At 66.9% G+C, this 13183-nt stretch carries 15 protein-coding genes; all 15 read left to right on the top strand.

Annotated features, from left to right (window positions below; translation table 11 throughout):
* Nucleotides 1-60: 60 nt before the first annotated feature.
* The 15 genes from R3355_RS05820 to R3355_RS05750 all read left to right on the top strand — a co-directional run bounded on the left by R3355_RS05820 (nucleotide 61) and on the right by R3355_RS05750 (nucleotide 13173).
* Nucleotides 61-1368, top strand: a complete 1308-nt coding sequence (locus R3355_RS05820) for a cobyrinate a,c-diamide synthase (protein ID WP_318960439.1) — start codon at nucleotides 61-63, stop codon at nucleotides 1366-1368.
* Complete coding sequence (bluB, locus tag R3355_RS05815; protein ID WP_318960438.1) at nucleotides 1365-2018, top strand: 5,6-dimethylbenzimidazole synthase; 654 nt, start codon at nucleotides 1365-1367, stop codon at nucleotides 2016-2018. The genes R3355_RS05820 and bluB overlap by 4 nt, the downstream gene beginning before the upstream one ends.
* Before the next feature lie 18 nt (nucleotides 2019-2036).
* Nucleotides 2037-2945: an adenosylcobinamide-phosphate synthase CbiB gene (cbiB, locus tag R3355_RS05810; RefSeq protein WP_318960437.1), complete on the top strand. Its 909-nt coding sequence runs from the start codon at nucleotides 2037-2039 to the stop codon at nucleotides 2943-2945.
* The gene (gene cobD, locus R3355_RS05805) at nucleotides 2938-3954 is read left to right on the top strand and encodes a threonine-phosphate decarboxylase CobD (protein ID WP_318960436.1); all 1017 of its coding nucleotides are present in this window, start codon (nucleotides 2938-2940) and stop codon (nucleotides 3952-3954) included. Before cbiB ends, cobD begins: the two co-directional genes overlap by 8 nt.
* The gene (locus tag R3355_RS05800) at nucleotides 3942-5393 is read left to right on the top strand and encodes a cobyric acid synthase (RefSeq protein WP_318960435.1); all 1452 of its coding nucleotides are present in this window, start codon (nucleotides 3942-3944) and stop codon (nucleotides 5391-5393) included. The genes cobD and R3355_RS05800 overlap by 13 nt, the downstream gene beginning before the upstream one ends.
* 107 nt (nucleotides 5394-5500) lie before the next feature.
* The gene (gene cobU / locus R3355_RS05795; RefSeq protein WP_318960434.1) at nucleotides 5501-6022 is read left to right on the top strand and encodes a bifunctional adenosylcobinamide kinase/adenosylcobinamide-phosphate guanylyltransferase; all 522 of its coding nucleotides are present in this window, start codon (nucleotides 5501-5503) and stop codon (nucleotides 6020-6022) included.
* Nucleotides 6019-7074, top strand: coding sequence for a nicotinate-nucleotide--dimethylbenzimidazole phosphoribosyltransferase (gene cobT / locus R3355_RS05790; protein WP_318960433.1), 1056 nt, complete (start codon nucleotides 6019-6021; stop codon nucleotides 7072-7074). Before cobU ends, cobT begins: the two co-directional genes overlap by 4 nt.
* 13 nt (nucleotides 7075-7087) lie before the next feature.
* Nucleotides 7088-7663, top strand: coding sequence for an alpha-ribazole phosphatase family protein (cobC, locus tag R3355_RS05785; RefSeq protein WP_318960432.1), 576 nt, complete (start codon nucleotides 7088-7090; stop codon nucleotides 7661-7663).
* Entirely contained in the window at nucleotides 7660-8397 is a 738-nt protein-coding gene (locus R3355_RS05780; protein ID WP_318960431.1) for an adenosylcobinamide-GDP ribazoletransferase, read from the top strand. Before cobC ends, R3355_RS05780 begins: the two co-directional genes overlap by 4 nt.
* Nucleotides 8398-8694: 297 nt before the next feature.
* On the top strand, nucleotides 8695-8991 hold the full coding sequence (locus R3355_RS05775) for a MarR family transcriptional regulator (protein WP_318960430.1): 297 nt from the start codon (nucleotides 8695-8697) through the stop codon (nucleotides 8989-8991).
* Nucleotides 8992-9034: 43 nt separating this feature from the next.
* Entirely contained in the window at nucleotides 9035-10243 is a 1209-nt protein-coding gene (locus R3355_RS05770; RefSeq protein WP_318960429.1) for an MFS transporter, read from the top strand.
* A complete protein-coding gene (locus R3355_RS05765; RefSeq protein WP_280140427.1) occupies nucleotides 10240-10365 on the top strand; it encodes a hypothetical protein in 126 nt (41 codons plus the stop codon). The genes R3355_RS05770 and R3355_RS05765 overlap by 4 nt, the downstream gene beginning before the upstream one ends.
* Nucleotides 10366-10459: 94 nt before the next feature.
* Nucleotides 10460-11011 (top strand): glutathione peroxidase, encoded by a 552-nt coding sequence (locus R3355_RS05760; RefSeq protein WP_318960428.1) that lies wholly within the window; start codon nucleotides 10460-10462, stop codon nucleotides 11009-11011.
* 122 nt (nucleotides 11012-11133) lie between these two features.
* Nucleotides 11134-12060: a triacylglycerol lipase gene (locus tag R3355_RS05755; RefSeq protein WP_318960427.1), complete on the top strand. Its 927-nt coding sequence runs from the start codon at nucleotides 11134-11136 to the stop codon at nucleotides 12058-12060.
* A gap of 48 nt (nucleotides 12061-12108) precedes the next feature.
* A complete protein-coding gene (locus R3355_RS05750; protein ID WP_318960426.1) occupies nucleotides 12109-13173 on the top strand; it encodes a lipase secretion chaperone in 1065 nt (354 codons plus the stop codon).
* Nucleotides 13174-13183: the final 10 nt, after the last annotated feature.

Genomic DNA, 13183 nt, shown 5'->3' with positions numbered 1-13183 from the left:
CATCCCCGGATTGCATCCGGGCTACGCCCAGGTGTCATCCGCGGGTCGCGGGGTGCCAGCATGAACGGCCCCCGTCACTGCCCGGCGCTGCTGATCGCCGCACCCGCCTCGGGGCAGGGCAAGACCACGGTCACCGCCGCCCTGGCGCGCTTGCATAGCCGTCAGGGCAAGCGGGTGCGGGTGTTCAAATGCGGGCCGGATTTTCTCGACCCGATGATCCTCGCCCGCGCCAGCAGCGCGCCGGTGTATCAGCTCGACCTGTGGATGGTCGGCGAGGCCGAGAGCCGCCGGCTGTTGTGGGAAGCGGCGGGCGATGCCGACTTGATCCTGATCGAAGGGGTGATGGGCCTGTTCGACGGCACCCCTTCGGCGGCCGACCTGGCCCGGCGCTTCGGCGTGCCGGTATTGGCGGTGATCGATGCTTCGGCCATGGCCCAGACCTTCGCCGCCTTGGCCCATGGCCTGGCGACCTTCCAGCCGGACTTGCCGTTTTCCGGGGTGCTCGGCAACCGGGTCGGCAGTAGCCGGCATGGCGAAATTCTGCGCGATGCCTTGCCCGAATCGATCCGCTGGTACGGCGCCTTGCCGCGCAGCGCCGAAATGGGCTTGCCGAGTCGCCATCTGGGGCTGGTGCAGGCCGCGGAGTTGGCCGATCTGGATGCCCGTCTGGATGCCGCCGCCGATGCCCTGGCCGCCAGCGCCGATGTGGCCTTGCCGCCGCCGGTCGAGTTCGCCGCAGCCGCGCCACGTGATATCCCGGCCTTGCTCGCCGGCATGCGCATCGGCGTGGCCCGTGACAGCGCCTTCGCCTTTCTCTACCAGGCCAATCTGGACCTGCTGGGCGAGCTGGGCGCCGAGTTGTGTTTCTTCTCGCCGCTGGCAGATCAGGCGCTGCCCGAGGTCGACAGCCTCTACCTGCCCGGTGGTTACCCCGAGCTGCACCTGGCGCGGCTCGAGGCCAATCAGGCCATGGCCCAGGCGATTCGCGACCATCACGCCGCCGGCAAGCCGATCCATGCCGAGTGCGGCGGCATGCTCTATCTGTTCGACAGGCTGACCGACAAGCAGGGCGCCAGTGGCCGCATGCTCGGCTTGCTGGCGGGCGAGGCGACCCTGCAGCCACGCATGACGGCCATGGCCCTGCAGCACGCCGATTTGCCCGAGGGCCGGCTGCGTGGTCACAGTTTCCATTACTCCGCGTTGACCAGCGCGCTTGCGCCACTCACCCGCGGCGAGTGCCCGAACTACAAGCGCACCGCCGAGGCGGTCTATCGGCAGGGGCGGCTGACGGCGTCCTATATCCACTTCTATCTGCCGTCCGATCCGCTGGCGGCTGCGGCGCTGTTTCGCCCGGACCCGCGCCAATGAACCCGCACGCCTTCAGTCCGGAGGAGCGCGCGGCGGTCTATCGCGCAATCGCCGAACGCCGCGACATGCGTCACTTTGCTGGTGGGCGGGTCGCCCCGGAGTTGCTCGCGCGTCTGCTCGAGGCGGCGCACCAGGCGCCCAGCGTCGGCCTGATGCAACCCTGGCGCTTTATCCGCATCGGCCGCCCGGCGTTGCGCGAGGCGATCCATGGCCTGGTGGACGAGGAGCGGCTGCGTACCGCCAAGGCTTTGGGCGAGCGCTCCGGCGAATTCATGCGGCTCAAGGTCGAGGGTATTCGTGACTGCGCCGAACTGCTGGTGGTGGCCCTGATGGACGGCCGCGAGGCCCATGTGTTCGGCCGGCGCACCCTGCCGGAGATGGACCTGGCTTCCATGGCCTGCGCGATCCAGAACCTCTGGCTGGCCGCCCGCGCCGAAGGCCTGGGCATGGGCTGGGTGTCGCTGTTCGAGCCGCAGGCATTGGCCGAGTTGCTGGGCATGCCGCCCGGCAGCAAGCCGTTGGCGGTGCTCTGCCTGGGGCCGGTGACGGAGTTCTATGAGGCGCCGATGCTGGTCCAGCAGGGCTGGGCCGAGCCGCGGCCGCTGCACGAACTGCTGTTCGAGGATCAATGGGGTACGCATGCACAGTAAATTCGGCGAGGTGCGGACATGAGCCTGGTATTCAGCGCCCTGGCCGGCGTGGTCCTGGACGGACTGCTCGGCGAGCCTAAGCGCTGGCATCCGTTGGTGGCCTTCGGCCGGCTGGCCGAGCGCATCGAGCAGCGCTGCAACCCCGGGGGCAGTGGCTGGCGCAGCCATGGCGTCAGCGCCTGGTGTCTGGCGGTGTTGCCCCTGACCCTGCTGGTCGGCGTGCTGGCGCAGCTGCCGCTATTCGGCTGGGCGGTGGAAGTCCTTGCCCTGTATGCCGCCCTCGGCTTGAAGAGCCTCGGCGAACATGCTTTGCCGGTGGCCCAGGCCCTGCGTCTGGGCGATCTGCAGCTGGCGCGTGAGCGGGTTGGCTATCTGGTCAGCCGCAACACCGCCGCGCTGGATGCCACGGGCGTCGCCCGCGCCGGCACCGAATCGGTGCTGGAGAACGGCTCGGATGCGGTATTCGCCGCACTGTTCTGGTTCCTCGTCGCCGGTGCGCCGGGGGTGGTGCTGTATCGCCTGAGCAATACCCTGGACGCCATGTGGGGCTACCGCACTGCGCGTTTCGAGCGCTTCGGCTGGGCCGCGGCGAAGATCGACGACGGGCTCAACTACCTGCCAGCGCGCCTGGTGGCGCTGACCTATGCACTGCTCGGCAAGACTGCCCAGGCACTGCGCTGCTGGCGGCAGCAGGCGCCGCAGTGGGATAGCCCCAATGCCGGGCCGGTGATGGCCGCCGGTGCCGGTGCCCTGGGCGTCAGCCTGGGCGGCGCGGCCGAGTATCACGGCGAACTGCATCAGCGCCCGCAACTGGGCGAAGGCCCGCCGCCCAAGGCGCGGGACATCGAGCGGGCGCTCAACCTGGTCTACGCCGGGGTGCTGCTGTGGTTGGCGCTGTTGCTGCTCTGGGGGCTGTACCGTGTTTAAGCCGGGCGGGCTTGAACATGGCGGCCGTCTGCGCGCGGCGTCGTTGCGCTTCGGCATCCCCCTGGCCGACTGGCTGGACCTGTCCACCGGCATCGCGCCTTATGGCTGGGCGCTGCCGGATATTCCGGCCACGGCCTGGACGCGTTTGCCCGAGCAGAATGACGGTCTGGAAATCGCCGCCCGTGACTACTACGGCGTCGCCAGCCTGCTGCCGGTGGCTGGCTCGCAGGCGGCGATCCAGGCACTGCCGCGGTTGCGCCGCAATGCCCGGGTCGGCATCGTCTCGCCGGCCTATGCCGAGCACGCCGCGGCCTGGCGACGCGAAGGCCATCGCTTGCTGGAGCTCAGCGAGGCCGGGGTCAATCGCGCCCTGGAACGCCTCGACGTGCTGCTGCTGATCAACCCGAACAACCCCACCGGCCGTCGCTTCGCATCCGAGCAGCTGCTGGCTTGGCACGCGCGCCTGGCCGAGCGCGGCGGCTGGCTGGTGGTCGACGAGGCCTTTATCGATTGCACCCCGCAGCACAGCCTGGCGCTGCAAGGCGAGCGGCCGGGGCTGATCGTGCTGCGCTCGTTCGGCAAGTTCTTCGGTCTGGCCGGCATCCGCCTGGGTTTCGTCCTGGCGCCGTCTGCGTTGCTCGAACGGTTGGCCGAGTTGCTGGGGCCCTGGGCGGTCAGCGGGCCAAGTCGGGCTGTGGCCACTGCGCTGTTGCAGGATTACGCCGGGCAGCAGTTGCAGCGTCAGCGCTTGCGCGTCGACAGCGAGCGCTTGACGGCGCTGCTCTGCGGCAACGGGTTGGCCCCGACTGGTGGCTGTGCATTGTTTCAGTGGCTGGTTGCTGCGCAAGCGCCGCTGCTGCACGAGTTTCTCGCCGGCAACGGCATCCTCACCCGCCTGTTCGACAACCCGCCCAGCCTGCGTTTCGGCCTGCCGCCGGACGAGCCGGGCTGGTTGCGCCTGGAACAGGCTCTACAGATATTTGCCAAGGAGTCCGCATGGGCACCCTAATGGTTCAAGGTACGACTTCGGACGCCGGCAAGAGCACCCTGGTAACCGCGCTGTGTCGCTGGCTCAAGCGCCAGGGTATCGGCGTGGTGCCGTTCAAGCCGCAGAACATGGCGCTCAACAGCGCGGTGACCGCCGACGGCGGCGAGATCGGCCGCGCCCAGGCGGTACAGGCCCAGGCCGCCGGGCTGGCGCCGCACCGCGACATGAACCCGGTGCTGCTCAAGCCCAACAGCGACATCGGTGCCCAGGTGATCATCCACGGCCGTGCCCTGACCAACATGGATGCCGTGGCTTACCACGATTACAAGAAGGTGGCGATGCAGGCGGTGCTGCAGTCGCACCAGCGCCTGTCGGCAGCCTATTCGGTGGTGATGGTCGAGGGTGCCGGCTCGCCGGCAGAGATCAACCTGCGTGCCGGCGATATCGCCAACATGGGCTTTGCCGAGGCGGTGGACTGCCCGGTGATCCTGATCGCCGACATCGACAAGGGCGGGGTGTTTGCCCATATGGTCGGCACCCTGGCGTTGCTCTCAGAGAGCGAGCAGGCGCGGATCAAGGGTTTCGTGATCAACCGTTTTCGCGGCGACATCGCCCTGCTGCAACCGGGCCTGGACTGGCTGGAGCAGCGCACCGGCAAGCCGGTGCTAGGCGTACTGCCGTACCTGATGGACTTCCACCTGGAAGCCGAGGACGCCATCGACACCCGGCAGATCGCCAAGGCGGTCGAGACGCTCAGGGTGGTGGTGCCGGTGCTGCCGCGGATAAGCAACCACACCGATTTCGATCCGCTGCGTCTGCACCCGCAGGTCGAACTGGTTTTCGTCGGCCCCGGTCAACCGATCCCTTCCGCCGACCTGATCATCCTGCCTGGCTCGAAAAGTGTGCGCGCCGACCTGGCCTTCCTCCGTGAGCAGGGCTGGGACCTGGCCATCGCCAAGCACCTGCGCTATGGCGGCAAGCTGCTCGGCATCTGCGGCGGCCTGCAGATGCTCGGTCAGCAGATTCACGATCCGCTGGGCCTGGAAGGCGCAGCCGGCAGCAGCCAGGGCCTGGGCCTGCTGGATTTCGCCACCGTGCTGGAGCCCGATAAACAGCTGCGCAACGTCAGTGGCCGTCTGTGTCTGGAGAACGCGCCGGTATCCGGTTACGAGATCCATGCCGGGGTCTGCAGCGGTATTGGCCTGGAAACGGTCGCCGTACGCCTCGACGACGGTCGCTGCGACGGTGCGCTCAGCGCCGATGGCCAGGTGCTCGGCACCTACCTGCACGGGCTGTTCGAGTCGAGCGCGGCCTGCAGCGCGTTGCTGCGCTGGGCCGGGCTGCGCGAGGTGCAGGCTGTCGACTACCAGGCCCTGCGCGAACGCGATATCGAGCGCCTGGCCGATATGGTCGAGGCGCATCTGGATACGCAGAAATTGCGTGAACTGTGCGGTCTGTAGGGTGGATGTCGCTTTTTACATCCACCTTGGTGGCGCTGTTACAGGAATGGTGGATCGGTGGAGCGTGATCCACCCTACGTTGGCCCGAACCCTGGAAGAGTCGAAATATGCTTGAACTGATTTTGGGCGGCGCCCGTTCCGGCAAGAGCCGCCTGGCCGAGAAACTGGCGAGCGAATCGGGCCTGGCGGTGAGCTATATCGCCACCAGCCAGGCGCTGGATGGCGAGATGAGTGCGCGCATCGAGCAGCACCGCCAGCGCCGCCCCGCGAGCTGGGCGCTGGTCGAGGAACCGCTGGCGCTGGCCCGGGTGCTGCTTGAGTTGGCCGAACCAGGCCGCTGCCTGCTGGTCGACTGCCTGACCCTGTGGCTGAGCAACCTGCTGCTGCTGGATGACCAGGCGCGCCTGGCGGCCGAGCGCGATGCCTTGCTCGACTGCCTGGATCGATTGCCGGGGCGGATCATTCTGGTCAGCAATGAAACCGGGCTGGGTGTGGTACCAATGGGCGCACTGAGCCGGCGTTTTGTCGATGAAGCCGGCTGGCTGCACCAGGCCCTGGCCGAGTGCTGTCAGCGCGTGGTGTTTACCGTGGCGGGTTTGCCGATGGTTCTGAAAGGAGAGGCACTTTGAGCGAGCAATGGTGGCAACAGGGCTGTCAGACCCCGGATATGCTGGTGCGCAACAAGGCCCGGGCCCGTCAACAGCAACTGACCAAGCCGGCCGGCTCGCTCGGCCAGCTGGAGCAACTGGCTATTCAACTGGCGGCGCTGCAGGGCAATCAACGCCCGAGCGTCGAGCGCATTTCGATCGCCATCTTCGCCGGTGACCATGGCGTGGTCGCCGAAGGGATCTCGGCCTTTCCCCAGGCAGTCACCGGGCAGATGCTGCGCAACTTCGTTGCCGGCGGCGCGGCGATCAGCGTATTGGCGCGGCAACTGGGCGCGACCCTGGAAGTGATCGACCTGGGCACCGCCACGCCGCTGGAGCCACTGCGCGGCGTGCGTCACCTGCATATAGGCGCGGGCACGGAGAATTTCCTGCACGGGCCGGCGATGAGCACCGCCCAGCTGCTGCTTGCCCTGGACGCCGGCCAGGCCAGCGCCTTTCGTGCCCGCGAGGCCGACTGCCAGCTGTTTATCGGCGGCGAGATGGGCATCGGCAACACCACCGCGGCCACGGCCCTGGCCTGCCTGCTGCTGGACTGCGCCGCGGTCGATCTGGTCGGTCCTGGCACCGGCCTGGATAGCGCCGGGGTGGCGCACAAGGCCGAAATCATCGAGCAGGCGCTGGAATTGCACCGCCCGGCCATCGGCGAACCCATGGAGGCGCTGCAACGCCTGGGCGGCTTCGAGATAGCGGCGCTGACCGGCGCCTACCTGGCCTGCGCGCAGCAGGGCATCGCGGTGCTGGTGGACGGTTTTATCTGCAGCGTCGCCGCGCTCCTGGCGGTGCGTCTGAATCCGGATTGCCGCGACTGGCTGCTGTTCGCCCATTGCGGCGCCGAACCAGGGCACAGGCGTGTGCTCAAGGAATTGCAGGGCGAACCGCTGCTCGACCTCGGCCTGCGCCTGGGCGAGGGCAGCGGCGCCGCCCTGGCCGTACCCCTGCTGCAACTGGCCTGCAGCCTGCACAACCAGATGGCCACCTTTGCCGAAGCCGCCGTCGCCGAGCGTGCGCCATGAGGCGTACTCGGCCATGACACTTTATCTGGAGCTGTTGCGCCACGGCGAAACCGAGCAGGGCGGCGGCCTGCGCGGCAGCCTCGACGATGCCTTGACCGCCTCGGGCTGGGCGCAATTGCGCGCGGCGGTGGTCGGTGCCGGGCCCTGGGATCGGCTGGTCAGTTCGCCGTTGCAGCGCTGCGCGCGTTTCGCCGAGGAACTGGGCGAGCGGCGCGGCCTGCCGCTGAGCCTGGAGGCCGATCTGCAGGAGCTGCATTTCGGCGCCTGGGAAGGGCGCAGCGCCGCCGAATTGATGCACACCGACGCCGATGCCCTCGGCCGATTCTGGGCCGATCCCTACGCCTTCACCCCACCTGATGGCGAGCCGTTGCTGGCGTTCGAGACGCGGGTGCTGGGCGCCGTGCAACGCTTGCAGGCGCGGCATGCCGGCGAACGCCTGCTGTTGATAACCCATGGCGGGGTCATGCGTCTGCTATTGGCTGCTGCCCGCGACTTGCCACCAGCGCACCTGCTGCAGGTCAATGTGGCGCATGCCCAGCGTATCCGCCTGCAGCTGGACAGCTTTGGTCGGCTGCGGGAATTGCCATGACCGCGCTATTGATCGCCCTGCAATTTCTTACCCGCGTGCCGGTGCGTCTGGGCGGGATGCCTGCGCCCGAGCAGATCGGTCGTTCGCTGCTGTGGTACCCGTTGCTGGGGCTGCTGATCGGCGGGTTGCTGCTCGGCCTGCACCTGCTGCTGGGCGCTACGCCGATGCTGTTGCAGGCGGCGCTGCTATTGGCCGCCTGGGTCGCCGTCACTGGCGGTCTGCACCTGGATGGCCTGGCCGACAGCGCCGACGCCTGGGCCGGTGGCTTTGGCGATAGACAACGCACCCTGGCGATCATGCAGGATCCGCGCAGCGGGCCGATTGCCGTGGTGCTGCTGGTGCTGGTTTTACTGCTCAAGTTTGCCGCGCTGGTCACCCTGCTCGACGCCGGTGCTGGCCTGTTGCTGCTGTTGGCGCCATGGCTGGCGCGCGGATTGCTGCCGCTGCTGTTTCTCAGCACGCCCTACGTGCGCGCCGGCGGCCTGGGCCAGGCGCTGGCCGAACACCTGCCGCGCCGGCAGTTGCCCTGGGTGTTGGCGGCCCATGGCGTGGCTATCCTGCTGTTCGGCTGGGCGGGGCTGCTGGCGCTGCTGGTGACGGGGCTGATGTTCGTCTGCTTGCGCTGGCTCATGCTGCAGCGCCTGGGTGGCACCACAGGGGATACCGCTGGCGCGCTGCTTGAGTTGGCGGAGTGCGCGGTGCTGGTGACACTGGCATTGCAGGTCCAGTCCTGAGAGCTTGTGAAAAAACTCTCGCCTACTGCGGCCGCCTCCAAACGCCCGCTGCGGCGTTGCGCTACGTGAAAAGCAGGGGCATTTAGCTCACTAAACTCCCCTGCTTTTCACGTGGCGCGCCTTGCCGCGAACGCCTGGAGACGGCCTCGCTACGGCGCTCGGTTTTTTCACAAGCTCTGAGCGCAATCTGTAGCGCTGGATTGTCGGGTAACTGTAGCTGCCGCTCCGCCGGATGGGGGTATATACAGCTGTTCATGGTGCCGACCCCGTAGCCAATTGCGCCGTGTCAGCCGCGGCGTGAGCACGCTCTACGACGATGCGCTTATAGCTGCCGGGTTAAATGTCGCTCAGTATCCACTGCTGAAAAACCTGCAAGGGCTGAATCAACCGTGCATCGCCAGTCTGGCCGAAGCCGTGGGGCTGGGGCGCAGCACGCTCAGGCGTAAACCTGCGGGTGTTCGAGGGCCAGGATTGCTTCGGCCGGGCCTGCGGGCTTGGCAACAGGAGCAACAGGAGCAACTGACGCGACGCATCGGCCCGCAGCAGAACGCCGCAGCGATGGCGTTGCTCGATGACCTGGAAACGCTTGACTGATTTTCTCGATAAAGCGGGTGCCTGCCCGCGAAAGGACGCTTTTATGACTGCCGTTTGGCGCAAGAGTGGTTGGATTCTCCTCGGCGCTTCCCTGATCCTGGCGCTGTCCCTGGGCATTCGCCACGGTTTCGGCCTGTTCCTGCCGCCGATGAGCAGCGAGTTCGGCTGGGGGCGCGAGGTATTCGCCTTCGCCATCGCCTTGCAGAACCTGATCTGGGGCCTGACCCAGCCGTTCACCGGCGCCTTGGCCGATCGCTTCGGCGCGCAGCGTACGGTGATCGTCGGCGGCCTCCTCTATGCCGTTGGCCTGGTATGCATGGGCCTGGCCGACTCGCCCTGGACGTTGTCCTTGAGTGCCGGTCTGTTGATCGGCATGGGCCTGTCCTGCACATCGTTCTCGGTGATCCTCGGCGTGGTCGGCCGTGCAGTTCCCGCGGAGAAGCGCAGCATGGCCATGGGCATTGCCGCAGCGGCTGGCTCGCTCGGTCAGTTCGCCATGCTGCCGGGCACCCTGGGCCTGATCAGTTGGCTCGGTTGGTCGGTTGCCTTGCTCGCCCTAGGCCTGCTGGTAGCCCTGATCGTGCCGCTGGCGGCAATGATCAAGGATAGCCCGTCACCAGTCCTGGCCCATGAACAAAGCCTGGGCGAGGCGTTGCGCGAAGCCTGCGCCCATTCGGGGTTCTGGTTGCTGGGGCTGGGTTTTTTCGTCTGCGGATTCCAGGTGGTATTTATCGGCGTGCACCTGCCGGCTTATCTGGTCGATCAGCATCTGCCGGCGCTGGTCGGCACTACGGTATTGGCCCTGGTCGGCCTGTTTAACGTGTTAGGCACCTACACCGCCGGCTGGCTCGGCGGGCGCATGTCCAAGCCGCGCCTGCTGACCGGCCTGTACCTGGCCCGGGCAGTGGTGATCACGGCCTTTATCCTGACTCCGCTGACCACCTGGAGCGCCTATGCCTTCGGCATCGCCATGGGGCTACTGTGGTTGTCCACGGTGCCGTTGACCAATGGGACGGTGGCGACTGTGTTCGGCGTGCGCAACCTGTCGATGCTCAGTGGTATCGTGTTTCTGTTCCATCAACTCGGCGCGTTCCTGGGCGGCTGGTTGGGTGGCTACCTGTACGACCGCACCGGCAGCTATGATCTGGTCTGGCAGATCGCGATTCTGCTCAGCTTGCTGGCCGCCGCCCTCAATTGGCCGGTACGCGAACAGCCGGTGGCGCGTCTACAGAACCTGGAGGCTGGCCTATGAATACCCACAACCTGTTGAGTGTCGGCCTGGCATTGCTCGGCTCTCTGGCTCTCGGGCTGATCTGGTGGGGCTGGCAGCAGAGTGGCCTGGCATTCCTGCAACTGGGTATGGCGGTATGTTGAGCGCGGCGCTTGGCACAGACTGCCAGTCGCTGCCGATTGCCCTTGACCTGACTTGGGCGTAGGGTCCGATCGATCTGTTATCGAGGGGTTTGCCATGCTGCTGCGGAGCGCTGTCGTGTCCTTGTTGCTCGTCACCTGTGCGGCCCCAACGCTGGCCGCCGAGTGCCCGACCCTGCTGCAAGGCGAGTTGCCCAAGCTGCGCAGCAAGGACAGCATCGACCTGTGCGAGCAATTCGCCGGCAAGCCGCTGGTGGTGGTCAATACCGCCAGCTTCTGCGGCTTTACCCCGCAGTTCAAAGGCCTCGAGGCGCTGTATCAGCGCTACAAGGGCCAGGGCCTGGAAGTGCTCGGCGTGCCGTCCGACGACTTCAAGCAGGAGTCGGACGACGCCGAGGAAACCGCCAAGATCTGTTACGTCAATTACGGCGTGACCTTCAGCATGAGCGAAACCCAACCGGTCACCGGTGCCCAGGCTATTCCTCTGTTCAAGGACCTGGCGGCGCAGAGCCAGGCGCCGCGCTGGAACTTCGCCAAATATGTGGTGGATCGTCAGGGCCGAGTGGTTGCCAGCTTCTCCAGCCGTACCCTGCCGGACGATCCCGCGTTGATCGCCTCGGTGGAAAAGGCCATCGCTTCGGCGCCTTGAACTGCAGCCAAGCGCGCCCTTCACCCATCTGGGCGATGGGCGGGTCATTCCCGCTTCCTTAGAGTGTGGGCACGCCGGACGCAGTCTCCCGGCGTGCCCACAAGAACAATAAGGAGGCACCCATGCGTCGCGTTATCTGCACTGCTTTAGCTGCCGTTGCCCTGGTCGGCGCGGTCGAGGTCCAGGCCGGTTATACCCAGACCAAGTACCCGATCGTGCTGGTGCACGGCATCACCGGCTTCAATACCATCGGCGGCCTGGTCAACTACTTCCACACCATTCCCTGGAATCTCGAGCGCGATGGCGCCAAGGTCTACGTTGCCAGCGTCGCCGCGTTCAACGACAGCGAGCAGCGCGGCGCCGAACTGGCCCGGCAGATCGTGCCCTGGGCCGGTGCCAACGGCGGCAAGGTCAACCTGATCGGCCATAGCCAGGGCTCGCCGACCGCGCGGGTAGCCGCTTCCCTGCGCCCGGATCTGGTGGCCTCGGTGACCTCGATCAACGGCGTCAACAAGGGCTCCAAGGTCGCCGACGTGGTGCGCGGCGTGGTGCCGCCGAACAGCGCCATCGAAGGCGGCGCCGGCGCCATCGCCAATGCCCTGGGCGCGGTGATCAACCTGCTGTCCGGCAGCAGCAACCCGCAGGACGGCCTGGCCGCCCTGGAAACCCTGACCACCCCCGGCACCGCGGCCCTCAACAGCCGCCATCCGTGGGGGGTGAACAATGCCAGCTACTGCGCCAAATCCACCGAAATGCACAATGTGCGCGGCTACAACATCCGCTACTTCTCCTGGACCGGCAAGTCGTCCTACACCAACATCTTCGATGCGGTCGATCCGTTCCTGGCCATCACCGGGCTGGCCTTCGGCAGCGAGAAGAACGACGGTCTGGTCGGCGTCTGTGCGACCTACCTGGGCCAGGTGCTCGGCGACAGCTACCACATGAACCACGTCGATGCGATCAATCACCTGTTTGGCATCCGCGGCTGGACCGAGCCGGTTTCGCTGTATCGCCAGCATGCCAATCGCCTGAAGAACAAAGGCGTCTGATCCTTGCCCAGCTTGCGGGCTGCCAGACAGCCCGCCGTGGAGGTCGCCTTGGCGCTCCGTTCCCTTGTTTCGCTGGCGGTGATGGCCATCGGCGCTGCTGCATTGACGCTCTACTGGCAATGGCCGGAGCCGGTCGTGGTCCAGGCCGGGTCAGCCAGTAAGGCCGAACCTGTCGCTCCGGTCATTGCCAGCCCCGCGATGCGTCAGCCGGCGCCAACGGCTGACGCCCAGGCCACGCCGCCGGCATTGCTGCCGGGCATGAGCGGTACCGAGGTCGACGGCGCACTGCGGACCGACAGCGCCGGCAATCTGCAGCTCGACCTGGCGCTGCGCGACTATTTCGATTACTTCCTCAGTGCTGTCGACCAGGCCGGGCTCGATGCTTCGGTCGAGGCGTTGCTGGCCGACGCCGGCGGGCGCTTGCAGGAGCCGGCGCTGGGTCAGCTGATCGGCCTGCTTGGCGACTATCTGGAGTACAAGCGCGCCAGCCTGGCGCTGCTGCAGCAACCGCTGAGCGCCCACCAGCAAGCCCAGCCGCAGGCGCAGCTGGTGGCGTTGCAGCAGGCTTTCGACAACCTGGCCCAGCTACGCCGCAGCCACTTTTCCCCTGGGGCGGTGGAAGCCCTGTTCGGTGCCGAGGAGGCCTACTCGCGTTACATCCTCGGCAGTCTGGCCGTACTCGCTCGCGAAGATCTGAGCGAACAGGGCAAAGCCGCCGCCCAGCAACGCTTGCGCGAGCAATTGCCCGCCGCCATGCGCGCCAGTGAGGCGCGGCAGAGTCAGGCGCAGATGCAGCAGGCGCAAAGCGAGCGGCTGTGGCGCGAAGGGGCGAGCGAGGAGCAGGTGCGCCAGTCACTGGCTTTGACCTATGATCCGTCAACCGTCGAACGCCTGCTGCTCGAACAACGCAACGAGCGCGCCTGGCAGCAGCGCTACAGCGCTTATCGCGAGCAACTGGCCACGCTGCGCAGCACCGGCCTGAGTCCAGCGGATCAGCAGCATGAGCAGGAGCGTTTGCGCCAGCGTTTGTTCGACGCCGCCGATCAACACCGAGTCGACACCTATGATGCGATTGCCGCCAAACAGCAGGTCAGCGAGACAGCCGGGCCTTGAGCCTGGGCCA

This window comes from Pseudomonas sp., from assembly GCF_033723075.1.
Lineage (GTDB): Bacteria > Pseudomonadota > Gammaproteobacteria > Pseudomonadales > Pseudomonadaceae > Aquipseudomonas.
Note: the sequence above shows the minus strand (reverse complement) of the source record. Positions and strands in the feature narration are given on the sequence as shown.